The following is a 26,433-nucleotide window of genomic DNA, read 5'->3' as shown; positions in this document are numbered from 1 at the left end:
ATATATTTTACATTCTTGCTATTATTAATTTTAAACCCTATTATTATTTCAATTCTTGATTCATGAACCAATCATATAAAGCATCAGTTTCATAAGCCTTTATCCATGCATTGTGCCCAACATTCGGATACTTTGTAAAGATAACCTCGTAACCCATTTCCTCTAATTTGGCGACCATAGTTTCCGATTCAGAAATAGGAATAGATTTATCTTTCTCCCCATGAAATACCCATATAGGCATATTTCTATTGATCCAAGAAGCATAAGGCAAAGGTGTCATACCACAGACTACCGCCATTGCTGCAAAAGTTTCTGGATATTGCACTGCCAATTCCCATGCGGCACCACCTCCCCTACTCAATCCTGTTAAATATATTCTACGTTTGTCTATTCTATTATTGTCAACAATAGAATCTAACAATTGTTTTACAGCCCTAGTATTCCACCATTTTTTTGCATTCGGATTTTGAGGTGCCAGTATTAAAAAAGGAAATTTTTTGCCTTGTACAATAAGCTTTGGCGGTCCATTTCTTTTCACGGTAACCAAACTATCGCCAGATTCACCGCCACCATGCAAAAACAATAAGATTGGAAAATCTTTCTCTGGTTCTTCTTGATAATCTTCTGGGTAGTACAAGTAATAGGCAAGATTTTCTTTTACATTGGTTTCCATTTCTGAATCTATCAGAATTGGTTTTACCTGAGATGCGCAACTTTGAAAAATAACTAGTAAAATAATATAAATAATAGACCTCATCATTGACAGCAAAATTTTCAACCAAATGTACCCTAAAAACAAGTTCTTTTGAAGTTAAAGTATCTTTAGATCAATTCCTGATTAAAAAGTTAAACATATAAGAATTTAGTAAAACAAAAAAGGAGATGCAAATTGCATCTCCTTTTTCAAAATTATATTCCTTCTTTATCTGTATAACGTAAAGTGACCTACATACTTAATTGCATCACTATTTGCATTAACTACATACCAGTAATCTCCTGTTGGCACTTCTTTACCTTCGTAGGTACCGTCCCAACCGCTTACTTCATCTAATACAGCAACTACTCTACCATAACGGTCATAAATTCTCACCTCAACACCATCAAAAAGATCTCTGTTTTTAGGTGACCAAATATCATTTAAATTATCACCATCCGGAGTAAAGAAATTAGGGAATTCTAACATTCCTGTAAATTCAAATGGTACACTAAGTTCTAACTCACAACCTCTAGCATCTCTTACACGTACATTTACTAATCCACTTTCATTGGTAGTAAAGATAGTCTCGTCTCCAAAAGATCGACCATTGAAAAAGAATTCATATTCTCCATAACCACCTGCCGCAGAAGCAGAAACTTCATTAGGTCCTGTTTTATCTACGACCAAACTCAAAGGTTCATATCCTTCTACACTAAATTCTACCATATTCGTACAACCATTTTCATGATAGATGTACACAATATGATCACCTGCCGGTAAATCTCCCCAAACATACTCATCTGTGGCATTTGCCGTAATAGCATCGGTTGGATCAATTGGATCAATTGCAAACATTAACTCAGGCAACAAATTACCATTTGCCAATTGAATAGTTGTGGTACTGGTAGGGAAAATACCTTCGCAACCATATTGTACTTGTGGGTTTGCAGTTAAATCAACTCCTATATCTATTGTGAACAATTCTGAAGCAGTACACATATTAACATCTTGTATATAAATAATATAAGATGCACCTCCTTGTAAATCTTCAAGAATTTCTCCAGTATAAGGAGCAAATGTAGCTGTACCTGTCTCATCTACGGGATCAACCATTTCAACTTTATACTCAAAATATGGTGTAGGGTTTACAGTCACATCATCAAAAGGAGTACCACCAACAACCTCAAAAACAACAGTACCATTGTTTGCACCAATACATAATTCATCGGTAGTTTCAATGTTTATAACTTGAATTTGATCAGGCTCTTCAACGGTGATAAAATCTTTCTCAAAACAACCGTTATCATCCTTAATTAATATTTCATAAGTACCTGCCGCCAAGTCTTCAAAAGTATATGTACCCGGATTATCAGAATCATTAAAGAAATCATTAAAGTTTGGTGCTATTGCAAACTGAATTAATCCTTCGCCACCAGCACTTACAGAAACCGTAATAGTACCGTCTTCTTCACCATTACAAGTAACGTTGGTGGGTACAGCATCAAATATAATTGGATCAGGTCTTACGATTTCAAACGGACCACCTATACTCATACAAGTAGACCCACTAGTTACAGCGATATAATATTGTGTTTCTTCTGGAAGACCTTCAAAAGTACCATTATCCTGAGGACCTCTTACTAGGGTTGCCGTAGCTGCAGGATTAAATGCATCTACAGGATCACCTATATATAAGTAGAATAAATCTTCACCTACACCACCACCAACAAATGATTCTATTCTACCATCCAATTCTGAAGCACATGAAATATCATCTATTAAGTTTGTAAACAAGGTAACATCCGTAGCATCTGTCATGGTAATACCATTAGAACGAATTGCCGGACAAGCACCTGCTGAGTTCACCTTTCTAACATCAAATTGATACGTTATACCCTGAACACCTGTAATAGTTACCGAGTTTCCTGTCATTGGAACATAAGTACCAATAGTTACTCCGTTTTCAACCCTTAAGTATTCATACGTAAACAAAGGATCAGGATTCTCTACCGTCATTCTCATTTCACCATCGCCACCACAACCAGGTACTCTTGTCTGTACCAATACTGGCTGAATTGGTGGTGGAGGATCTACAAAATAAGCATCGGTAACAAATGAACATCCAAAACTAGAAGACACCTCAATAGCGTACCAACCTGAACTTATATATCCACCACTATCGCCAATGAAAGTAGGTGTATTCTGTAATCCACTCTGCGAAACAACGGCTGTATTATCGTCACCACTTAAATACAATAGTGTATAGTTATAACCTGCACCTGCAAAACCTCCACTTGCTCCAGCTGTAGCTGTAATAGCATCTCCAGATGTAGTATCATAAGCTTCAAGCACCGCATTGTTACCATTTGGACAATCTAGACTTTGTGGCTCTCTAATACCTGCTATTATTTGTGGAACTTCTTCCAACTCAATTTCTACAGTACTTGTACAACCTTCAACATCTCTAACCTCAACTTCATAGAAACCAAAAGATAAGCCGGTAAATTCATTATCAACCGAGAATGCTGCAACTTCAGATGTATAACTTGCACCACCATCGGTACTCATTAACAATCTATATTCATATGGTGTGGTATCCCAACCGCCTGTACCTATAGCAACAATTTCTCCAGTATCGTTTGTACAACTAACATTTCCTATAGAATCCGCTGTCACTACTAATGGACCATTTGGAGTTCTAATATTGGTAACATTACTAGTTCCTGAACAAAACGGTGTATCAACAGAAACAACATCAACAACTAAATTACCACCAGGTAAATTATTTATACGTGCTTCGTCGCCATTAATATCTGGAAAATCAGTTGTATTAAACGTACCCGAAGCCAATGGTGTAGACCTAGTGTCATCAGTTGCTTCATAGACAACATAGTTAAACTCACCTACATAATCACCAACGGTTATAAACAATGCCCCATCATTTCCCGGAACCGCACAACTAACGGGTTTTGCTTCACTAATTAAAGCTGTAGGCGCAATTGGTGCATTTACCGTGTGTACAGGCATTGGATAGGTACAACCAACCGTATTATCTGTTATTTCAAATAAGTAATCGCCCTCATCAGGCAAGTAAACATCTACATAGTTATTACCAGAAGAATTAGAAACAGAAGACACAGGAATAACAGAAACAGTATTTACCGTAAAATCGCTAGTACCACTAACCTCTATACGTACACGCTCATCATCTCTACAGTTTAAAATATCAACCTCAACAATGGTAGGTATAACATCTGTTGGCTCATTAATTGTTGGAACATTAAAAGTGGCCTGACAACCATTGCCATCTATTGCGTAAACCGTAATGTTTTGAGGTGAACCGTTATCAATTATTTCAAATGTATTTCCTGTTTGATAATTTTCAAATCCGGTAATACTATACTGATAACCAGAACCACTTGTTCCTGTATCAACAACATTTACAGTGATAATTGTTGAACTATAACGATTTGCACCAGGTTCACAAGCAAAATCTGGAGCACTAGCAGTAATACTAAAAGCATCAGGATTATCGATTGTTTGAACAGCAGATAAAACTTCACAATTACGAGCAGTTACTACTTGAACTTGGTAGTCACCTGCAGGCAATCCAGAAAATGCACCTGTTGTGTTTCTGTCCTGCTCTGTAGCTGTCGTTAAATTATTTAAAATATACGTTAATGGTGTATCCTGTGATGTAAATGGAACAGCTGCATTAGCCGGACCAACAACGACCTCTATAGAACCATCATTGTCATCTCTACAACTAATATCAATTGCTTCTTCAGAAATAATAACTGGTTGTGCAGCTTGATTTAAAATGATGTTTGATACCGTTGTTTCACAAAAATTAGTACCATCAAACATGATATTATCGACTATCCTAACTTCATATGTTCCAGGAGTTAGTCCTGTAAATATATGAGAGTCAGTGTTACTGGATTGTGTTATTGGTCCTATCGAATTTGAATTGTAATCAGTACCCGTTAATTCAAAAGTAAAATCACCACTACCACCGTTAGTACTCATTGTTATAACGCCATCTGCATCATTACAAGTACTGTCTGTAGAAAACTCTCCTGTAGCAGATAAAAAGTCATAAACTGTGGCAGTACCTTGACTAGTACAGCCATTAGCATCGACCACATCAACTACATAATTCCCAGGGCTACTAACTATGTACGTGTAAGACCATAAATCAGGATCAGAACCTGAAGCAGGAATAAACGTAGGTAACTGTTCATCTCCACCCAAAGTAAACCTAGGCGTATTTACAGAACCAGGAACAGTTACTGTAATATCAAAAGAAGTAGATAAAGGATTACACTGATTTACTACTGCAAATGTAGGCACTGGTAAATCTGGATCTAAAGATATAATAGTAGCTATATCAAAAGAAGTACAACCACTTGCATCTCTTACATACACATCATAATTACCATCTGGTGCAGAGAATGTAGTGTCCGTAGTCCAATCTGAAGCAGTTGGTGAAATACCATTGTCCATAAAGGCAAAATCATATGGTCCTCCAGAACCTCCTCTACCTTGAACGGTTACTTGACCAAATGCATTACAGTTGGCAGGAACTTCTTGTAAAATATCTATGTCCGGTAAATTTTGAAGGACTAAAACCGAATCTGCCGCTGTACAAGTATCTGTTATATTAGTAACTAATATTTGATAATCACCTGGTAACTCTGGATAATCTCCATTATAAGTTGAGCCTGTAGTTAAAACTGAATTCTCAAGTATAATACTTGACCCATCTTCATTGTTTATCAATTCTATTCTTAATAAATCACCAATATTATAACCTGTAATGTCATAAGTTATTTCTCCGTTCCTATTAGTATCACAAGCGCCAGGTGTAGATTCTGCTATAACACCTAAAGCAGAAAAACCGTCTATTGGTGGTATTTCTTGTTCATAAGTACAACCTGTACCTACATCTAAAACAACTACGGTATAAGCTACACCATATTGAATACCGTCCGAAACATTACTGAATGTATGATCATCAGTGGTCGGTGTATTATTTAAGTTATAAAAAGCAGGTTGATCTAACAACTTTATTTGATAAGGACCAGTACCTCCACTAACAGAAACAGCATAAGTAAAAGCTGTATCATCACAATCAACTGGTGCTGGCGGTGGTATAGGTGTTATCACAACTTCATTAGAAGTAATGGTAACAGTATCTATATCTGTACAACCATTAGAATCTACTGTAATTACCGTATAGTTACCTGTTACTAAGCCTGCATCTAATATTTGTAATGGTAATGCAGAAGGATCAACATCTTCTCTACGTGTAATTTCTACGCCTGTATTATCTTCAATAATAAAATCAAAATTTGGGGTACCTTGGGTGACATCCACTGTTATACCCCCACTTACCGGACCACTACCACCACAAGTAGCCTGAATTTCAGAAACAATTGTTGCTGGCGGTGGAGTAGTATCCAAAACAATATCAAAAGTATCTACAATCGTTTCACACCCCCTTGCATCTCTTACCAAGTATGAATATGTACCAACGGTTAAATTTGAAAATACAGTTTCTGAACCCCATCCATTCCCATTAAAATTAACTTCATATGGTGGTACGCCACTTGTTGCATCAGGAATGATTGTAACAGCACCATTATTTGTAGAACTACAACTTACAGGTCTAGCTACGTAAGATGCAGCAGCAATATTCTGTGGCGGGTTTAAAGTAATAGAAACAGATTGTGCTATACAACCACTGCTGGTAGTATTATTATCTGTAATTCTGAAAACATAATCTCCAGGTATATTTGTATCATAATCAAAAGTATCTGAAGTAAGTGGTATTGCAGTACCAAAAGTAGCACCTCCATCTGAACTAACTTCATATTGCTTTGCACCAGCACCAGAAGTATAACCTCCGTTTACACTTACACTAATTCTTCCATCAGCTCCACCACAAGGTATTTCAGTAGTAATACTTGTATTTACCCTTAATTGAGGTGCTATTGTAATTGGTAGACTATCTGAACAGTCATTACCATCTACCACTTCAATCGTATAATTACCAGGTGCAAGACCTGTAAAAGAAGCGCCAGCCTGTAATGTTCCTCCGTTAATTCTATATTGGTGCGTTCCAATAGCTGCAGTACCTGCACTAGAAGTTACTGCTACCGTAGCACCAACACCTGCAACAAAACAGAAATCAGAAGCTGGACCATCTAATGAAATACTTGGCGCATCAATAGGATTTAAATCGAATGAAAACGTATCTGTACATCCTTCTGCATCTTCAACAGTTAATGTGTATGTTCCTGCTGCAGAAAGATTACTAAATGTTCTTCCAGATTTAGGACCAACTTGTGGACCTACCGGTGGAGTTAAAGTATATCTGAATGCACCCCAGCCGCCGGTTGCATTTGCTCTAACAGCACCTAAATTGCCATTTGCACAGCTCATATCTGTAACCGTACTTGTAGACAAATCTAAAACTGGTGCATCTTGAATATCAAATGAAGTGGTATCCGTACAACCTGTATCAGCATCTGTTACGGTAATCGTATACGTACCAACACCCGATGAAGGTAAAACTACTTCACTTGCACTTTGAGGTCCGCCTGTGAATAAACCTCCATTTATATCATAGGTATAGTTATTAGCAAATCCGTCAATAATAAAAGTACCTGTACCATCTGTTTCACCATTACAAACTCTTAAATCTCCGCCAGACTTTACACGAACACGAATAGAACTAATTACTACAGGTCTAAATCCTTCAGTATAAGTACACCCGTTTACATCTGTAATTTGGAAAATATATGCTTGAGAAGCATCAAGATCATCGAAAGTGTCATTACCAAAATTATCATGAACTTCAGAAGCTGGACTAATTATGCTATAGTTAGCAATAGAAGCGTTACTTGTAGTTAATAATTGTACATCTACCGTATTATTACCACAATTACTATCTGATGTTACAAAATCTATATCTGTTGGTGGATCTGTGTCTAAAATTTCTATAGCAGTAAGTTCTAAACGACACCCACCTGCATCACGAATTATTGGTGTATATGTACCAGCTGCTAGGTCTGTATATGATGTAGTAGTCGTAAAATTAACTCCGTCAATACTAAAAACATAACCACTACCAGAACCACCAGAAAATGGACCAACAAAATCAATTTGTCCGCCATTAGTACCAGCACCTGTACAAGTAACATCAGTAACTTTAGTTGCACTACCTGTTAATGAGCCAACCGTATCTACCGTTACAGAAGCCAAATCTAAAGTACATTCAAATCCGCCTTGTTGGTATCTTACTTCAATATCATTATAAGTTCCTGCAGCTACTGAAATCTGCGGAGTACTTACCCATGGTTCAGAAGCACTTTCTCTATACGATATATTATAACCTCTACCGTTATTTATAGTAAATTCTAATTTTGCACCACCATTACTACAAGTACCATCTATACCTGCAACAGTAATATCTGGTGGTAATAAATCCTCAACATCAGAAGAAGCATTAATAATACAACCGTTACTATCTGTAATAACAAAATCATATGTTCCTGCAGATGATACCGTATATGTTGTTGTACCAGAATCTGTAGCCGCATCTCCAAATGAAGGTTGCACACTACCACCGTTAACCGTAAAAGTATATGGGGCAGAACCACCAGTAGTATTTAAAGTAATATCTACGCTAGAAATATTTGAACATCCAAAACTGCTATTTACTTCAGTTGAGGCATCTAAGGCAGAAGCCCCAGCACCTATTGTTAAAGGATTTCCACTGGTATCTACCGTTTGTCTTGGAGCACTAATTCCGTTTAAAGGGTCTCCCTTACATTGTTGTGTTTCTACTTGTACTGTATATGTACCAAACCCTACAGCCGAAAAAGTATAAGGATTTGTTGCTATGTAAGCTGTAAATTCTTGCGCAACACCACTAGAATTTAATAGAGTATATTTATAAGGACCAGGAACGTTTGAAGCAGTAACTGTTATACTTCCTGTATCACCACTACATAAGGCATCGGTAAAAGTTGCTTCGATTTCGATCTCCTTCTCCTCTATTACAATAGGCTCATAAGGATACTCACATGTATTAGCTGTATTTCTTAATCTTGCCTTAACGTTATACGTACCAGGAGCTAGACCAGAGAATATTGCACCCTGCCAAGTTGTACCACCATCAATACTAAACTCGTAGGCACTAGATAAGTTGGTTATTTGAATTCTACCATCTACTCCACAGATGTAATCTTGTTTTACATAGGTTTGGGTAATTGTACTTTTCTTTACTTTAAAGTAATATGGTTGACCGTCTACAACAACTCGGTATTCGCCACCTGTTGTTGAAGAGACCGAACTAGCATCTAACGAAAATGTTTGTCCATTATGAACTTCAGTATAACAAGAACCGGTATTTGGACATTCAGTATTTACATTCGGTGAACAAGAACCTCCCAATACTTGCCATGAAACTGAAGTATGACTACCACCGGATAAACTTATAATACGATCATCATAATCTCCACATAAATTGAATCGTGCAATTGTGAATCCGTTATCGTTACAAGTCTCAGTAGCGTCTGCACCTACAATAATTGTTGAATACATTGCTGAAGCAGCTAAATTAGACTTTCGTGTAACTATGACTTCTTTTTCTGAATTGGGTTGGTTTTTGGTAGAAATCGAAACAGCCTTTTCGATTACAAGAGCCACCTCTTCGTATAAAGTAGTTACTTTAGAGTTGGCTAGTGCCGTAGTACCTATAACTGATATAACAATCAGTAAAAGTACATACAGCGCATACCGCTGTTGTTTTGGGAGCATAGGTTAAGTTTCGTTTTTAAGAACAATACCGATTTGGGATCTATAAAGTTCTTTGGTGTAATTTTTATACTTATATTTTATCTTTTAAATAATCATGTGTTCTCTAACATATTTCTAACGCCTGTATATGAAAAATAGTATCACCATAGCACTTTTATTCGTTGTATCGCTAAATTATTCTTGCGCACAAAATACTGAAAACAAAGTAATTACACCAAAAGAGCCTGTTTTTTCTACTGAGCTGTTCGTCGATGAGCTACAGATACCATGGGGGTTTACCTTCCTTCCAGACAAAAGTATTTTAATTACTGAAAAAGAAGGAAAATTGATTCATTTTAGAAATGGAAAAAAGACGATTATCAGCAATGTTCCAGAAGTATATAATCGAGGTCAAGGCGGATTATTAGATATTGAAATTCACCCTAATTATCAGGAAAACGGATTTATTTACCTTTCCTATGCATCAACTGAAGGAAATGAAAAAGGAGGACATACCGCAATAATGAGAGCAAAATTGAAAAATAATGCTTTAATCGAAAAAGAGGTATTGTACAAAGCAATACCAAATACGACTAAAGGGCAACATTTTGGATCAAGAATTGTCTTTGATAATGACGGTTATCTTTATTTCTCCATCGGTGAACGTGGAGACAGGGATATTAACCCGCAAGACTTAAAGAGAGACGGCGGTAAAATATATCGTTTACACGATGATGGTCGCATTCCAAAAGACAATCCGTTTGTAGATGTAAACGGTGCCAAGACTGCTATTTACAGCTATGGACACCGAAACCCTCAAGGACTAATTAAACACCCCTTAACCGGAGAAATCTGGGATAATGAACACGGACCACGTGGAGGTGATGAAATTAATATTATAAAAAAAGGAGGCAATTATGGATGGCCATTGGTTACATATGGAATTAATTATGGAGGCACACCTATCACCGATAAAACAGAAATGAAAGGGATGGAACAGCCAATTCATTTTTGGGTACCCTCTATAGCTCCAAGCGGAATGACATATGTTACTGGGAACAATTATAAAAATTGGAAAGGAAGCCTATTGGTAGGCTCATTGGCTTTTCAATATTTAGAAAGATTAGTATTAGATGGCAACAAAGTTATAGCTCGCGAAAAATTAATGGATGGTTTAGGAAGAGTACGTGCCGTAAAGGAAGGTCCAGATGGTATTATTTACATAGCCGTTGAAGGAAAAGGAATTTATAAATTAATTCCTAAAAAGTAAACTATAAAAAAACGCCTGTTCCTATAAATACTGGGGCTTCAGGCGTTTTTTATTCAAAATTTATTATAAAAAAACCTCAACTTAGGCCTTACCGGCATCTATTGCTAATTTTACAGAGCCGTGTTTTTTCAACAACTTTTCAGCTTCGGTATAATCTATATTCAAACCTTCCATAATATAGCGGGTACCTCTATCTACCAACTTATCATTGCTTAATTGCATATTAACCATCTTATTTCCTTTCACTCTGCCAATCTTAATCATTAAAGCAGTAGAAATCATATTTAGCACCAATTTTTGCGACGTACCACTTTTCATTCTAGTACTGCCGGTAAGAAATTCTGGTCCGACATTAATTTCTATAGGAATATCAGCAATTCTGGCAATAGGCGCGCCAGGGTTATTTGTTATTGCAGCAGTTAAAATACCCGCTTTCTTGGCATCTTCTAAACCACCAATAACATATGGTGTACTACCCGATGCCGCAATACCCACAACAACATCGTTATCATTTATATCATGAGCTTTCAAATCAACCCAAGCTTGTGCTGTGGCATCTTCAGCATTTTCAACTGCCTTTCTAATAGCGGTATCACCACCTGCAATTAAACCAATTACACGTTCATGAGGCATACCAAAGGTTGGCGGAATTTCTGAGGCATCTAGAATACCCAATCGACCACTTGTACCTGCGCCAATATAAAACAATCTTCCTCCTTTATTAAATCGCTCTGCCAATCCATCAACAAGTTTAGTCACCTGCGGAATAGTTTTTTCTACTGCATCAGCTACTTTTTTATCCTCCTCATTCATTTTTTGCAGAATGGTTTGGGTATCCATCAACTCTAAATTGTCATGATTAGACGGAGTTTCTGTAATTTTCTTATAATCCATTTTTCACTATATAATTTTAATATCTAGATTTTTAAAAGCTTTCAGTAATTGATTATCGGGGTTTAATTCGGTAATCATTGTATTAATAGAATTTATATCACATGTTTTGTATCGATGTTGAGAATTGAGCTTTTCAGAAATAGACAAAAGCACGGTTTTTTTTGAAGCTTTTATTACCGCTTTTTTTATTTGAACAATATCCCAATCAAACTCCGTTAAGCCAAAAGTAGCATCAACATAACCAGTACCAATAAAACTATAGTCGAAACGTATTTCAGATATATGGTGAATGGCATTTGCACCAATAGAAATTTGAGCCTCTTTTGAAATTTGCCCTCCAATAGAAATAACATTGATATTGGCTTTATGAGAAAGTTCCATTGCCACAGGTAAACTAATAGTAAAACACGTAAGGTTTAAATTTTCTGGTATAATTCTGGCAAGTTCCATACACGTTGTACCACCATCAAGAAAAATTACGGCACCATCTCTCAACATACTTATCGCCTTTAGTGCAATAGCGGCTTTATCTTCTAATTTATATATATTGGTATTTCTGGCACTATTGGTCATGTACCCCATTGAAATAGCACCACCATGAACTTTACGAAGTTTATTCTCTGCATCTAACTCTTTTACATCTCTCCTAATAGTGTCTATAGATACGTCTAAAGCTTCCGCAATATCAGTAATAAGAATTCTATTGTGCAAATCAACTTCGTTTAATATCGTCTGTTGACGTTCTTCCTTTAACATTTAAAAGCAACTTTTATACTTGTGAATAACACAAAGATAGCGAATTTTATCACATGCCGTTTTATGACGTTAATGTAATGTAAACATAAATTAAAGTTTAATTAACAGCATAATACAGCATTATTTCTTGCAAAAAACAGCAAATATTTAAAATAACGCATATATTTGCATGAATTAAAAACCTAAAATTTCATCATAGACTTATGAAAAATGCCGTAAAAGACTCCAAAATCGACATCACCCACAAACCCATTGGTCAGTTTGAAGAAACAAGATTCGAAAAAATTCACAATGTAATTTTTCAAGATTCCAATGAAGCTTCCATTCAAGTTGCTCATGAAATAGCTGCCTTAATTAAAAAGAGACAAGGTCAAAAAAGAAATTGTGTCTTAGGTTTAGCTACTGGATCTTCACCAATTAGAGTCTATGAAGAATTGGTACGCATGCACAAAGAAGAAGGTCTGAGCTTTAAAAATGTAATTACCTTTAATTTAGATGAGTATTTACCAATGGAGCCAAATAACATTCAAAGTTATTTCTACTTTATGCATGAACATCTTTTTAATCATGTAGATATTCCTGAAAAAAATATACATATACCAGACGGTACCGTAAGTATTGACAAAACTACGGCCTATTGTTTAAGTTATGAACGAAAAATTAAAGAACACGGCGGACTAGATTTTCAATTATTAGGAATTGGTAGAACAGGTCACGTAGGTTTCAATGAACCAGGTTCACACTTTAATTCAGGAACAAGAGTAATTACGTTAGATCATATTACTCGTGTAGATGCCGCTCCGTCATTTTTAGGAATAGATAATGTACCTAGAAAAGCGATTACCATGGGTATTTCTACAGTAAGAAAAGCTAAGCGTATTGTTTTATTAGGCTGGGGTCAAAATAAAGCGGACATTATAAAGAAAACAATTGAAGGTGAAATTTCTTCACATGTACCTGCAACTTATTTACAAGAACATGACAACTGTACTTTTGTATTGGACACAGGTGCAGGAAGCGAATTAACAAGAAACAAAACTCCGTGGTTAGTTGATGCATGTAAATGGACCGAAGAATTAAGATCAAAAGCCATAGTTTGGCTTTGTGAAAATACTGGTAAAACCATTTTAAGCTTAACCGATAAGGATTATAATGACAATGGAATGGCAGATCTTCTGGCAACGGAAGACGCTTATGATTTGAACATAAAAATGTTCAATAAACTACAGCATACCATTACCGGATGGCCAGGCGGCAAGCCAAATGCCGATGATACGCATAGACCGGAAAGAGCCAAACCTGCCAAAAAACGTGTAATCATATTTAGTCCTCACCCAGATGATGATGTAATATCTATGGGCGGTACTTTTGACAGGTTAGTTGAACAAGGTCATGATGTACATATCGTTTACCAGACTTCTGGAAATATTGCGGTTTCTGATACAGACGCTAGAAAATATGCGGAAATAGCGATGCAGATAAATCCATCCGATGCGGCTAAAAACATCATTGAATCAATTTCTGATAAAAACGAAACCCGAATAGATTCACCAGAAGTTAGAAATTTAAAAGGGAAAATTAGACGTGGAGAGTCATATGCAGCTACAAGATATATGGGGCTACAAGATGAAAATGTACATTTCTTAGACTTGCCTTTCTACGAAACTGGTACTATCAAGAAAAAGAATTTATCTGATGAGGATATAGCAATTGTAATAGACATCATCAAGGAGATTAAACCCCATCAAATTTATGCAGCAGGAGATTTGGCAGATCCACACGGTACGCACAAAGTGTGTTTAGATGCTATTTTCGCTGCATGTGATAAGATAAAATTAGAAGATTTCATGAAAGATTGCTGGTTATGGTTGTATAGAGGTGCATGGCACGAGTGGGATATCAATGAAATTGAAATGGCCGTACCGATGAGTCCAGGGCAAGTTCTGAAAAAACGGTATGCTATTTTCTGTCACCAATCTCAAAAAGATGGTGTAATGTTTCAAGGAGACGATTCTAGAGAATTTTGGATGCGAGCAGAAGAAAGAAATCGCGATACTGCCAATAAATATAAAGCTATGGGCTTATCCTCATATGCTGCAATCGAGGCCTTTGTAAGACATAAATTTAACTAACAACTAAATTGAATTAAAAGGCCTATTTTTAATAATAAAATAGGCCTTTTTACTATTTATGACAAAACAACTCGCCCTTCTAGCTCTAATACTACTTTTTAATTCTTGCGGAATTTTCAAATCTTACGAAAAACATCCTAAAAGAGAATTTAGAGGTGTATGGATTGCTACCGTGGTCAATATAGATTGGCCTAAAAACGGTAATGACACTTCTGAAAAACAAAAAGCAGATTATCTTAAAATTCTAGATTTTTATGAAAAGGAAAATTACAACGCAGTAATTGTACAAGTTCGTGCTGCCGGTGATGCTTTTTATGATTCTGAGTATGCACCATGGTCCAGATTTTTAACCGGAGAAGAAGGTACTCCTCCAAAATGGAATACAGATGTTCTAGAATGGATGATATCTGAAGCTCACCAAAGAGGCATGGAGTTTCACGCATGGTTGAATCCTTACCGGGCTACTTTTGATGAGAATTTTGAGGTGCTGGCAGAAACCCATGATTATTGCACACATCCAGAATGGATAGTACATTATGGCAAAAAGAATTATTACAACCCAGGGTTACCCCAGGTGCAAAAACATTTTTCGAACATTATAACTGAATTAGTATCCAACTACGATGTAGATGCAATACATTTTGATGATTACTTCTATCCGTACAAAATAAAAGATGCCATTTTCAATGATTCATTAGCATTTGAAACTTATGCTCAAAACAATCAAAGTATTGATGATTGGCGACGAAGCAATATTGATTCATTGGTAAAACAATCTCATGAAACTATTAAAGCTATCAAACCATGGGTACAGTTTGGTATTAGTCCGTTCGGAGTTTGGAAAAATAATTCAACAGACCCAAAAGGTTCAGATACCAAAGCAGGACAAACCACCTATGAAGATTTATACGCAGACCCATTGTTCTGGATGGAAAAAGGTTGGATAGATTACTTGGCTCCACAGGTCTATTGGAGTATGGATTTACCTGTTGCTTCACATAGAAAAATTGTAGACTGGTGGTCAAAAAACAATTTTAACACCAACCTCTATGTTGGCAATGGTCCTTACAAAATTAGAAATAACAGCGACGAAGCTTGGAATGACAGTAAAGAGTTACCAATGCAGTTAGAACTTGCTCGAGAAACACCACAGATTCAAGGTAACATTATGTTCAGTGCAAAATCTTTAATGACCGAAAAAGATGACGTTGTAGAATACATAAACAAGAAATATTACAAACTACCTGCGCTGAACCCTATATCATCTTTAGCTAAAAATCATAGTATTAATAAACCTCAACTTATAAATACGACTAAAGAAGGCGATGAAGTAATATTTGAGTTCGATGATTTAAAAAGTATGCGTTACATGCTCATCTATTCATCTGGCAGAAAGGTGAAGGAAGAATATCCCATTAAAAAACTAGTGACTAAAGTTTTAATAAACTCCAACTCAAATTCAATTCGCATACCTAAATCAGATTTCAAAAAGACATATTACAGTATTAGCTTTATTGATTTGTATGCTGCGGAAACAATACCAACTGTAATTAACTTAAAGAATATTCCTTAAAATGGTTCAAAAAGATAAAGGAGCTTGGGCTTGGGTGCCTGTTCTATACTTTACACAAGGCTTACCTTATGTACTGGTTGTCACGGTATCTGTAATTATGTACAAGAAACTAGGCGTCAGCAACGAAGACATTGGTCTTTATACCAGTCTTTTGTATTTACCTTGGGTTTTAAAACCTTTATGGAGTCCGTTCGTAGATTTAAAAAGCACCAAACGGAAATGGTTTTTAGCAATGCAATTGTTAATCGCTATTTCACTATTAGGTGTTGGCTTAACACTGCCAACCAATATGTTTTTTATATCATCATTAGCCTGTTTTTGGATGGCTGCTTTCGCCTCTGCAACCAATGATATAGCATCAGACGGATATTATATGTTAGGTCTTACAGAAAAGAAGCAATCTTTCTTCGTTGGTATGCGAAGTACTTTCTACAGACTGGCAATGGTTACAGGCGAAGGATTAATTGTTGTATTGGCCGGTTTCCTAGAAAATAAATACGGAGACAATACCAAGGCTTGGAGCATAACCATGTCAGCAGCAGCTTTTCTAATGTTGATAATGACTGTAGCCAACTTTTTTGTTACTCCAAAATACGAATCTGAAAATATTGAGAATAAGGAAAAACCAGCTGGATTTCTTGAAGTGTTTTCTTCATTTTTCAAAAAGCCAGGTATTGGTATTGCCCTAGCCTTTATTTTAACCTACCGATTAGGGGAATCACAATTAGTAAAGATGGCATCACCATTTCTTTTGGATACACCCGATAAAGGAGGATTAGGGTATTCAACAGAACAGTTAGGAACTATATTTGGTACAGCGGGAGTAATTTTCCTTTCAATTGGAGGTATTTTAGGAGGTATTTTAATTTCAAGGGACGGACTAAAAAAATGGATGCTACCCATGGTTCTTTCGCTGAATTTACCCAATATTCTATACGCAGTGTTAGCAGCCACAGATACCACCAATATTTATGCGGTTACAGCAACCGTCATATTTGAGAAATTTGGATATGGATTTGGCTTTGCAGCTTTTTTAATGTACCTCATTTACATAGCAGATGGTAAATCTAAAACATCACATTATGCTATTGCAACTGGTTTTATGGCATTAGGTATGATGCTACCAGGCATGATCAGTGGTTACATACAACAATGGCTAGGCTATGATGGCTTTTTTGTTTGGGTAGTTATTGCTGCCTTACCTGCTTTATTATTATTAAAATTCATTTCTTATCCGGCAGATTTCGGTAAAAAAACAACAGTACCTAATGAGTAATAGTATATCTACTAAAGAAGCTATAGAAACACTTTCCCTATCCGAAAAGGTTGGACAACTTTTTATGCCAGCAGCCTTTATCAATGATACGGAAGAGGAAATACAACAACTTGAAAAACTGATTTCAGAACAACATGTTGGCGGACTCTGTTTTTTTCATTCCAGAGCAAGTGCGGCAACCAATTTTGAAGGCAAGAAAAAAATCGTTGTCAACGAAAACAGTTTTGATACATTAAAAAATCTTATTAAGAGATACCAAAAATCGGCTACCTACCCCCTACTTATTTCCATTGATGCTGAATGGGGATTAGCCATGCGAATAGAAAACACACCACAATATCCTTATGCTATTACTTTAGGAGCAAATACTAAGAATATTGATTTAGTATATGAAGTTGGGAAACAAATAGCCAAAGATTGTAAGGCAGCAGGTATACACTGGAATCTCGCTCCTGTTGTCGACATCAATATAAATCCGAATAATCCTGTTATTGGCTATCGCTCTTTTGGTGATGACAAGCACAATGTGGTCGCTATGGCAACTGCATTTGTAAAAGGTACACAAAGCGAAGGTGTACTTACAAGCATAAAACATTTTCCCGGTCATGGAGATACGGCTACAGATTCTCATTTAGGGCTACCGGTTATTGAAAAAAGCAAAGCAGAACTTTTAGAAAATGAATTATATCCTTTTCAAAAATTAGTTGAAGAAGGTGTTGATTCTGTTATGGCAGGACACCTTTCTGTACCCTCATTAACAACTGACTCCAAATTGCCATCAAGTATCAATAAAGATATTATTACCGGAGTTTTACGAAATGAAATGGGCTTTGACGGAGTAGTTATTTCCGATGCTTTAAATATGCATGCCGTTTCTAAAAATTACCCTATTAAAGGAGAATTAGAATGGCTGGCATTTAATGCAGGAAACGATGTTTTATGCTTTGCAGAGCATATTGAAGAAGGTATTCAGATGATTTTAAAAAATGCCTCAGAAACCCAAATCAATAAAAGTCTCGAGCGCATCTGGAAGTTAAAAGAAAAAGCCTTTAACGAAGAAAGTACAATTCAAGAATTGACAGACCCGAGTGCTCTGAACAGAAAAATTGCGGAACGTACACTTACTTTACATCATGGCACTGCGGCCGATATTTCAAAATTCAAAGCTACTAATTTCTGCACCTTAACAATAAAGCGTTTTGGAACCAATCAAACCAACCAAGAAATTTTAGATAACATTTTTGAAATGAGAAATGAAGTTAAAGGTGAGACTGAAATATTACTACTTTTAACTCCTCCTCAAATAAAACCAACTAATAAATTTGGCTTTCTTCAAGAAGAAATAGACTTTATTAATGAGCTTATAACTTCTAAAAATGTCGTTTTCTATCACTTTGGTAACCCGTATGCATTAAAATATTTCAATACAGATAAAACAACCGCTACTGTAATTGCTTATCAGAATTTCAAAGAATTTCAAGATGTGGCAACTGAGCATTTTTTAGGAAACTTCGAAGCAAAAGGAGAATTACCATTTAAACTTGAGAACAGTATATGAATCATTCGGGCTGGTTGAGAGTAATTGCTATTATATTTCCCTATTTTATTTTAGTAGGGTTGTTTCAATTTGCTGGAGCAGTAATTGCCGAGGTACCCTTTAGTAATCCGGAATTTCAGGAATCTACCACTCAGCATTTAATCATGATTACTTTTTCCTTTTTAGGAACCATGTTGCTAATATGGCTATTCATGAAATTTGTTGACAAAGAACCTTTCATAGAAGTAGGCTTACAAATAAAGAATAAAGGAAAGGATATTGTAATTGGCACCATCTTTGGCTTAACAATAATGTTTTTAGCATATTTAGGACTATCGTTAACAAATGAAATTGTTTTTGATAAACTGAATTTTAACTTTTCTGAATTATTTTATACCACCTTGCTTTTTGTACTTGTAGCTGTTTTAGAAGAAGTATTATTTAGAGGCTATATTTTAAAAAACTTGATGCTATCCTTCAATAAGTATTTAGCATTAACAATATCTGCTACCCTATTTGCTCTAATGCATGGAGCCAACCCAAACATTAGTTGGTTCAGTTTACTAGGTCTGTTTTTGGCGGGCATGGCATTGGGCGCCTCTTACATATACACCAAGAATTTATGGTACCCTATTGCCTTTCATTTCAGCTGGAACCTATTTCAATCATTATTCGGGTTTAACGTAAGTGGTCAAGATATTTACTCTATTATTGAGTTTACTATACCAGTAACCAATAAAATTAACGGTGGTGAATTTGGCTTTGAAGGATCAATTTTTTCACTAGTTACAGAATTGTCATTAGTGTTTTTAGTCATGTATTACTATCAAGTACAAAAGAAAAAACAACCTATCACAAATGAAAATATATAAAATTATTGGTTTAATGTCCGGCACATCTTTAGATGGTCTAGACCTGGCCTACTGTCACATTTGGGAAAAGAAAGGCATATGGGAATTTGAAATCAAAGAAACCAAAAGCGTAGGCTATTCTTCAGAAATGATGAATACTTTGAAAAATGCTATTGACCTATCTGCTGAAAAACTAATTGAACTTCACAATACCTATGGCACATGGCTTGGAGAACAAGCTCTGAACTTTATAATCGATAATAAATTAGAAGTAGACTTTATTGCTAGTCATGGCCACACTACGCACCACCGTCCAGAAATGGGACTTACTTTCCAAGTAGGATCAGGACAACATTTAGCAAATGTAAGTGGCATAAAAGTAATTGCTGATTTCAGAACAAATGATATTGCCCTTGGGGGGCAAGGTGCACCCTTAGTTCCTATAGGTGACCGCATATTTTTTAATGAGTATGATTACTGCTTAAATCTTGGTGGTATTAGCAATATATCTTTTGACGTAAAAGACAAAAGAATAGCCTATGATATTGGTTTAGCTAACATGATACTCAACTACATCACCAGAAAAGTTGATTTAGAGTATGATGAAGATGGTAATCTTGCCCGAAGTGGCCAGGTAAATGCTGAAATGCTTAAAGAATTAAATGGTCTTCAATATTATTTATTACCACATCCTAAATCTATTGGTTACGAATGGTTTTTAGCTGAGGTTGTTCCTATTGTTGAGAATACTGATGATTCTATTGAAAATTTACTTCATACTAGCATTCACCATATATGTGATAAAATAGCACAACAAATTCAACTAAATTTTAAACATAACAAACAACAATTACTAGTAACCGGCGGCGGTGCACTAAACTCTTTCTTGATAGAAACATTACAGCAAAAATTGGGTGACACCACTAAAATAGTAATACCAGAAAAAATCATCATAGAATTTAAAGAAGCCTTGGTATTCGCTTTAATGGGCGTTTTAAGATCGGAGCAATTAACAAATGTACTTTCATCTGTTACGGGAGCAAAGAAAGATTCTTCTAGCGGAGTATTGTTCATACCCAATTGAACTTTTTTACCTAATTTACTTGATAATCGAAATTTAGCATCCAGAGGTTTCCCTCTTTTTTAAATTAATATTTATCTGAAATTATCCTTGGTTCGTACTAAGAATATTCTCTTAATTAAAATAGCATTAAAAATGTCAGAAAAACAAAAGAAAGCAACGGCTTACTGGAAAGAAAATGTAAGGTATCTTTTTATACTATTAACGATTTGGTTCGTAGTATCGTTTGGTGCAGGCATTCTTTTTAAAGATGCTTTAGACTCTATTAGAATTGGAGGTTTTAAACTAGGCTTCTGGTTTGCACAACAAGGGTCTATTTATGTTTTTGTTATTTTAATTTTCGTTTATGTAAGGCTCATGAACAAACTTGATAAGAAATATAACTACAACGAATAACACCAAATATACCAACCATCAAAAAACCAAAACATGAGTGTTCAAACTTGGACTTATATTTTAGTAGGGGTAACTTTTGCCCTATATATCGGAATTGCGATTTGGTCTAGGGCCGGATCAACAAAAGATTTTTATGTTGCCGGCGGCGGTGTGTCACCACTAGCAAATGGCATGGCTACAGCAGCCGATTGGATGTCTGCAGCATCATTCATTTCAATGGCTGGTATAATTTCTTTTGCTGGCTATGACGGCTCTGTATACCTTATGGGCTGGACAGGAGGTTATGTGCTATTGGCACTTTTGCTTGCCCCATACTTACGTAAATTTGGCAAGTTCACCGTACCCGATTTTATTGGTGATCGTTACTATTCTAAGACAGCACGTATAGTTGCTGTTATTTGCGCATTGATTGTATCTTTTACATACGTTGCAGGACAAATGCGTGGCGTAGGTGTGGTCTTCTCCAGATTCCTTCAAGTAGACATAAATACAGGAGTAATAATAGGGATGATTATTGTATTATTCTATGCTGTTTTAGGGGGAATGAAAGGCATCACCTATACACAAGTTGCTCAATATTGCGTATTGATTTTTGCTTTTATGGTACCGGCCATATTTATTTCTATACAAATGACCGGAAACCCTATTCCACAGTTAGGCATGGGCTCAACCCTTAATGATGGCTCTGGCACTTTTCTATTAGATAAATTGGACGGACTATCTACAGAATTAGGATTCAATGAGTATACCGATGGCTCAAAATCTATTACAGATGTTTTCGCCATTACACTCGCTTTAATGGTTGGCACAGCGGGTTTACCACATGTTATCGTTAGATTCTTTACCGTTAAAAAAGTTAAGGATGCTCGTAAATCTGCCGGGCTAGCGTTACTGTTAATCGCTATTTTATATACCACCGCGCCAGCTGTTTCTGTATTTGCAAAAACCAATTTAATTAATACCGTTAGTAACGAAGAATACTCAAACATGCCCGTTTGGTTTAAAAATTGGGAAGAAACGGGATTATTATCTTTTGATGACAAAAATGAGGATGGTAAAATTCAATATGTAGCTGATAAAAACAAGAATGAACTTACCATTGATAATGACATTATGGTATTGGCCAATCCAGAAATTGCTGATTTACCAGCTTGGGTAATAGCACTAGTAGCAGCAGGCGGACTTGCGGCAGCGCTTTCTACCGCAGCCGGACTTCTATTGGTAATTTCCGCATCAGTTTCTCATGATTTGGTAAAGAAAGTTTTTAAACCTAATATTTCAGATAAAGCAGAGCTATGGGTAGCTAGAGGTGCTGCAACAGTTGCCGTAGTTATTGCAGGCTATTTTGGTATTAATCCGCCAGGCTTTGTCGCAGCGGTTGTGGCATTGGCATTTGGCTTAGCAGCAGCATCATTTTTCCCTGCCATAGTTCTAGGTATATTTTATAAGAAAATGAATAAGGAAGGAGCAATAAGTGGAATGGTAGTAGGTATTATACTTATGCTATTCTACATGACCAAATTTAAATTTGGTTGGTTTGGTGGCGGTACCGCTACAGATTGGTGGTTTGGTATTTCTCCGGAAGGGTTTGGTAGTATCGCCATGATCGCTAACTTTATAGTAGCAATTATTGTATTGCAATTTACCCCAGAGCCACCAGAAGATGTTCAAGAAATTGTAGAAAATATAAGAATACCTAGTGGTGCCGGTGAAGCCACAGGACATTAACACAAACAAATCAACATTTAACAACAACCAAAAGGCAGCAACACCTTTTGCATATTAAATTAACGCATACCATGAGTAATTACCACATTAAACATTTGGAGGAGTATTATCAAGTCTACCGAAAATCGGTTCGTAATCCTGAAGCGTTTTGGGAAGAAATTGCCGAAGAACATTTCGTATGGCGTAAGCGGTGGGACAATGTTCTAAGTTGGGATTTTAAGAAACCTGAAATAAAATGGTTTGAAGGTGCTAAACTAAATATTACCGAAAATTGTTTAGATCGCCATTTACCAACAAGGGGAGACAAAACAGCAATTATATTTGAACCGAACAATCCAAAAGAAGAAGCACTTCATATAACGTATAGGCAGTTGCACGAGCGAGTTTGTCGTATGGCAAATGTGCTATTGGATCATGGCGTAAAGAAAGGTGACCGTGTTTGCATTTACCTTCCAATGATTCCTGAACTTTCTGTAGCCCTATTGGCATGTGCCCGTATTGGCGCTATACATTCCGTAGTATTTGCAGGGTTTTCTTCACACGCCTTAGCAACACGTATCAATGATTCTGATTGTAAACTTGTAATTACATCAGATGGTTCGTTTCGTGGTAGCAAATCAATTGACCTTAAAGGAATTGTAGACAAAGCTTTGGAAGGATGCCCAGAAGTTGCAAATGTTTTAGTGGTAAAACGTACGGGAACCGAAATTAATATGGAGCAAGCTAGAGATAAATGGCTACAACCATTGTTAGATGAAGCCTATGCAGATTGTGTTGCCGAAATTATGGATGCTGAAGATCCTTTATTTATTCTATATACTTCAGGTTCTACAGGCACACCTAAAGGGATGGTACATACTACTGCAGGTTATATGGTATATACCGCCTATACCTTCAAAAACGTATTTCAATATAGAGAACATGATGTTTATTGGTGTACAGCAGATATTGGGTGGATAACCGGTCATTCTTATATTGTTTACGGACCGTTAGCTAATGGAGCAACTACATTGATGTTTGAAGGCGTGCCTTCTTATCCAGATTTTGGTCGCTTTTGGGATGTCATTGAAAAACATAAAGTAAATCAGTTTTACACTGCACCAACCGCTATTAGAGCATTAGCTAAGGAAAAGTTAGAATACCTTGAAAAACATGACCTTTCTAGCCTAAAAGTTTTGGGTTCTGTAGGTGAACCTATTAATGAAGAAGCTTGGCATTGGTACAATAACAATGTAGGTAAAAAGAATAGCCCAATTGTTGATACATGGTGGCAAACAGAAACTGGTGGAATTATGATTACACCAATTCCTTACGTTACCCCAACTACCCCAACATACGCTACATTACCTTTTATAGGAATACAACCTGTTCTAATGGATGAAAATGCAAAAGAAATAAAAGGGAATCAAGTAGATGGTCGCTTATGTATTAAATTTCCATGGCCATCTATCGCAAGAACTATTTGGGGCAATCATGACCGCTATAGAGACACGTATTTTACCGCATATGAGAATATGTATTTTACGGGTGATGGTGCCCTAAGAGACGCAGTGGGTTATTATAGAATTACCGGTCGTGTTGATGATGTCATTATTGTATCCGGCCACAACTTAGGAACTGCCCCAATTGAGGACTCTATAAATGAACACCCAGCAGTAGCAGAATCTGCCATTGTCGGTTTTCCACATGACGTTAAAGGAAATGCCCTTTACGGATATGTTATTTTAAAAGAAGTAGGAGAAAGCAGAGATAGAGAAAATCTAAGAAAAGAAATCAACCAACAGATTACCGAACATGTTGGTCCTATTGCCAAGCTAGATAAAATTCAGTTTGTAACCGGATTACCAAAAACACGTAGTGGTAAAATTATGCGTAGAATTCTACGTAAAATTGCCAGTAATGACACGAGTAATTTAGGTGATACAAGCACATTATTGAATCCGGAGATTGTTCAAGAAATTATGGATAACGCACTATAGTTTATCCTTCGATAAAAAAATATTTGTAATTAATAAAATTCGCCAAGTCCGAAACATCTAGAACTTGGTGAATTTTTATTTTATGGCTTTTATTCTTTAATAAATATTTCTAAATCGTTAAAATTTAAACCAATATTAAAGTAAATGACCAAATCTTATGTTTGATTAGAAAACGCATGATTATTGGCAAATAAAGGTCTCGTTTTAAAGATCATAAATAATACAACCGAAATAAGACCACAGACCCCTAAACCTGCAAAGAGTGCCCAAACGGAATCCTCAATAAAACTACCCACAAAAATAGAAATTGGGATAGATAAGATGGTGGAGATAAAACCAGTTATGGCAGCACCTATACCCGCAATATGACCAATAGGTTCCATTGCAATAGATCGCATATTTCCCCAAATAAATCCTAAACACAAAAACTGCAGTGAAAGAAATAGTAATAAGATAGTAATACTAGGATCTTTAGAATTAAGAAATAACAAACTATAGGATAAAGCAATTATTGTAAATGCCACAAGTGCAGCAAAAGATAAGTTGCGCATCCCAAAACGCAATACCAAAGTACCGTTCATTAAAGTTGAAAAACCAACCGACAGTGCTAGCCCCGCAAATACATAAGGAAATGTTTCTGTTAAGCCATAAAGTTCTTCAAACACATGTTGTGCTGAACTTAAGTAGACCAAAAAAGAACCTGTAATTAACCCTGATATCATTGTACAAGAAACAGTTTCCTTGTACCTGAAAATTTCCTTTGTTCCTTTAATAAAGACATTGAAAGAAAAGGGTACCTTATATTCTGGCTTTAATGTTTCTACTTGTCTTTTATAAAACCAAATACCTACCACCAAGGCAAAAAATAATTGCATATAAAAGATACCCTGCCAACCTGTAATACCCATAACAGCTTTGCCAATAGCAGGCGCAACCACCGGAACCAGAATAAAGAACGCTGTAACAAAAGACATTATTTTTGCCATATAATCGCCCTTATATGTATCGCGAATAATGGAAATACTTATTGTTCTAGGCGCAGATAGTCCAATACCTTGCAAGACACGCCCAACAAGCATTATTTCAAGATTCGGAGCAAATAAACAAATTATACTAGCTACTAAAAAGACAGTAAAACCTAAGTAAACAATTGGTTTTCTACCAAGACTATCTGACAGCGGACCAAAAAACAATTGCCCTACGCCCAAGCCTAAAAAAATCATGGTAACAAGTAACTGATTTTTAGTGGGATCCAAGCTGTTTATAGCTATACCAATATCTGCCATTGCTGGTAAAATAGCGTCAATTGTTAAGGCTACAATAGACATTAATGATGCCATTAAGGCTACAAATTCAAAGTTAGGCTTTACCTGTTCATTCTGCATCCTGCAAAAATAAGGCTTAACAATTCAAGCCATGTTATTAAAAGTTGATTTTTGAGATTATGCTTTTTGA

The 26,433-nt window shown here is 36.1% G+C and carries 15 protein-coding genes; 10 read left to right on the top strand and 5 right to left on the bottom strand.

The features are described from left to right. Positions 1-43 precede the first annotated feature (43 nt). Both P178_RS0112075 and P178_RS0112070 read right to left on the bottom strand, forming a co-directional pair. On the bottom strand, positions 44-760 hold the full coding sequence (locus P178_RS0112075) for a prolyl oligopeptidase family serine peptidase (protein WP_051638285.1): 717 nt from the start codon (positions 758-760) through the stop codon (positions 44-46). Between the two features lie 162 nt (positions 761-922). Then, positions 923-9,526, bottom strand: coding sequence for a T9SS type B sorting domain-containing protein (locus tag P178_RS0112070; RefSeq protein ID WP_027066455.1), 8,604 nt, complete (start codon positions 9,524-9,526; stop codon positions 923-925). Positions 9,527-9,653: 127 nt separating this feature from the next. Between P178_RS0112070 and P178_RS0112065 the strand changes: the two genes are divergently transcribed. Continuing rightward, a complete protein-coding gene (locus tag P178_RS0112065) occupies positions 9,654-10,775 on the top strand; it encodes a PQQ-dependent sugar dehydrogenase (protein WP_027066454.1) in 1,122 nt (373 codons plus the stop codon). Positions 10,776-10,856: 81 nt separating this feature from the next. Here P178_RS0112065 and murQ read toward each other — a convergent pair whose 3' ends face one another. Both murQ and P178_RS0112055 read right to left on the bottom strand, forming a co-directional pair. After that, positions 10,857-11,669, bottom strand: coding sequence for an N-acetylmuramic acid 6-phosphate etherase (gene murQ / locus P178_RS0112060; protein ID WP_027066453.1), 813 nt, complete (start codon positions 11,667-11,669; stop codon positions 10,857-10,859). A 6-nt stretch (positions 11,670-11,675) separates the two neighbouring features. After that, positions 11,676-12,425 (bottom strand): DeoR/GlpR family DNA-binding transcription regulator, encoded by a 750-nt coding sequence (locus P178_RS0112055; RefSeq protein ID WP_027066452.1) that lies wholly within the window; start codon positions 12,423-12,425, stop codon positions 11,676-11,678. A 203-nt stretch (positions 12,426-12,628) separates the two neighbouring features. On the opposite strand from P178_RS0112055, the gene nagB reads away from it, so the two are divergent. From nagB to acs, 9 genes are all read left to right on the top strand, one after another. Further along, positions 12,629-14,557, top strand: coding sequence for a glucosamine-6-phosphate deaminase (gene nagB / locus P178_RS0112050; RefSeq protein WP_027066451.1), 1,929 nt, complete (start codon positions 12,629-12,631; stop codon positions 14,555-14,557). Positions 14,558-14,615: 58 nt separating this feature from the next. Continuing rightward, positions 14,616-16,130 carry a glycoside hydrolase family 10 protein gene (locus P178_RS0112045; protein WP_027066450.1) on the top strand — a complete coding sequence of 505 codons (1,515 nt, stop codon included), beginning with the start codon at positions 14,616-14,618 and terminating at the stop codon, positions 16,128-16,130. A gap of 1 nt (position 16,131) precedes the next feature. Further along, positions 16,132-17,406 carry an MFS transporter gene (locus tag P178_RS0112040; RefSeq protein WP_027066449.1) on the top strand — a complete coding sequence of 425 codons (1,275 nt, stop codon included), beginning with the start codon at positions 16,132-16,134 and terminating at the stop codon, positions 17,404-17,406. Next, positions 17,399-18,964, top strand: coding sequence for a glycoside hydrolase family 3 protein (locus P178_RS0112035; protein WP_051638284.1), 1,566 nt, complete (start codon positions 17,399-17,401; stop codon positions 18,962-18,964). The genes P178_RS0112040 and P178_RS0112035 overlap by 8 nt, the downstream gene beginning before the upstream one ends. Further along, positions 18,961-19,815, top strand: coding sequence for a CPBP family intramembrane glutamic endopeptidase (locus P178_RS0112030; protein ID WP_036146750.1), 855 nt, complete (start codon positions 18,961-18,963; stop codon positions 19,813-19,815). Before P178_RS0112035 ends, P178_RS0112030 begins: the two co-directional genes overlap by 4 nt. Continuing rightward, positions 19,802-20,878: an anhydro-N-acetylmuramic acid kinase gene (locus tag P178_RS0112025; protein ID WP_027066446.1), complete on the top strand. Its 1,077-nt coding sequence runs from the start codon at positions 19,802-19,804 to the stop codon at positions 20,876-20,878. The genes P178_RS0112030 and P178_RS0112025 overlap by 14 nt, the downstream gene beginning before the upstream one ends. A 132-nt stretch (positions 20,879-21,010) precedes the next feature. Next, a complete protein-coding gene (locus P178_RS0112020) occupies positions 21,011-21,271 on the top strand; it encodes a DUF4212 domain-containing protein (protein ID WP_027066445.1) in 261 nt (86 codons plus the stop codon). A 33-nt stretch (positions 21,272-21,304) separates the two neighbouring features. Continuing rightward, positions 21,305-22,999, top strand: coding sequence for a sodium:solute symporter family protein (locus P178_RS0112015; RefSeq protein ID WP_027066444.1), 1,695 nt, complete (start codon positions 21,305-21,307; stop codon positions 22,997-22,999). Positions 23,000-23,070: 71 nt separating this feature from the next. Next, a complete protein-coding gene (acs, locus tag P178_RS0112010; protein WP_027066443.1) occupies positions 23,071-24,978 on the top strand; it encodes an acetate--CoA ligase in 1,908 nt (635 codons plus the stop codon). Positions 24,979-25,133: 155 nt separating this feature from the next. On the opposite strand, the gene P178_RS21950 is transcribed toward acs, so the two are convergent. Continuing rightward, complete coding sequence (locus tag P178_RS21950) at positions 25,134-26,363, bottom strand: multidrug effflux MFS transporter (protein WP_051638283.1); 1,230 nt, start codon at positions 26,361-26,363, stop codon at positions 25,134-25,136. Between the last annotated feature and the right edge of the window lie 70 nt (positions 26,364-26,433).

It is taken from the genome of Maribacter sp. Hel_I_7, from assembly GCF_000688315.1.
Classification (GTDB): domain Bacteria; phylum Bacteroidota; class Bacteroidia; order Flavobacteriales; family Flavobacteriaceae; genus Maribacter; species Maribacter stanieri.
This window is presented reverse-complemented; position numbering and strand designations above follow the sequence as displayed.

Excerpts from the sequence above, each read along its gene's own strand:
- P178_RS0112075 (WP_051638285.1), bottom strand. The coding sequence starts at position 760 with ATGATGAGGTCTATTATTTATATTATTTTACTAGTTATTTTTCAAAGT.
- P178_RS0112070 (WP_027066455.1), bottom strand. The coding sequence starts at position 9,526 with ATGCTCCCAAAACAACAGCGGTATGCGCTGTATGTACTTTTACTGATT.
- P178_RS0112065 (WP_027066454.1), top strand. The coding sequence starts at position 9,654 with ATGAAAAATAGTATCACCATAGCACTTTTATTCGTTGTATCGCTAAAT.
- murQ (WP_027066453.1), bottom strand. The coding sequence starts at position 11,669 with ATGGATTATAAGAAAATTACAGAAACTCCGTCTAATCATGACAATTTA.
- P178_RS0112055 (WP_027066452.1), bottom strand. The coding sequence starts at position 12,425 with ATGTTAAAGGAAGAACGTCAACAGACGATATTAAACGAAGTTGATTTG.
- nagB (WP_027066451.1), top strand. The coding sequence starts at position 12,629 with ATGAAAAATGCCGTAAAAGACTCCAAAATCGACATCACCCACAAACCC.
- P178_RS0112045 (WP_027066450.1), top strand. The coding sequence starts at position 14,616 with ATGACAAAACAACTCGCCCTTCTAGCTCTAATACTACTTTTTAATTCT.
- P178_RS0112040 (WP_027066449.1), top strand. The coding sequence starts at position 16,132 with ATGGTTCAAAAAGATAAAGGAGCTTGGGCTTGGGTGCCTGTTCTATAC.
- P178_RS0112035 (WP_051638284.1), top strand. The coding sequence starts at position 17,399 with ATGAGTAATAGTATATCTACTAAAGAAGCTATAGAAACACTTTCCCTA.
- P178_RS0112030 (WP_036146750.1), top strand. The coding sequence starts at position 18,961 with ATGAATCATTCGGGCTGGTTGAGAGTAATTGCTATTATATTTCCCTAT.
- P178_RS0112025 (WP_027066446.1), top strand. The coding sequence starts at position 19,802 with ATGAAAATATATAAAATTATTGGTTTAATGTCCGGCACATCTTTAGAT.
- P178_RS0112020 (WP_027066445.1), top strand. The coding sequence starts at position 21,011 with ATGTCAGAAAAACAAAAGAAAGCAACGGCTTACTGGAAAGAAAATGTA.
- P178_RS0112015 (WP_027066444.1), top strand. The coding sequence starts at position 21,305 with ATGAGTGTTCAAACTTGGACTTATATTTTAGTAGGGGTAACTTTTGCC.
- acs (WP_027066443.1), top strand. The coding sequence starts at position 23,071 with ATGAGTAATTACCACATTAAACATTTGGAGGAGTATTATCAAGTCTAC.
- P178_RS21950 (WP_051638283.1), bottom strand. The coding sequence starts at position 26,363 with ATGCAGAATGAACAGGTAAAGCCTAACTTTGAATTTGTAGCCTTAATG.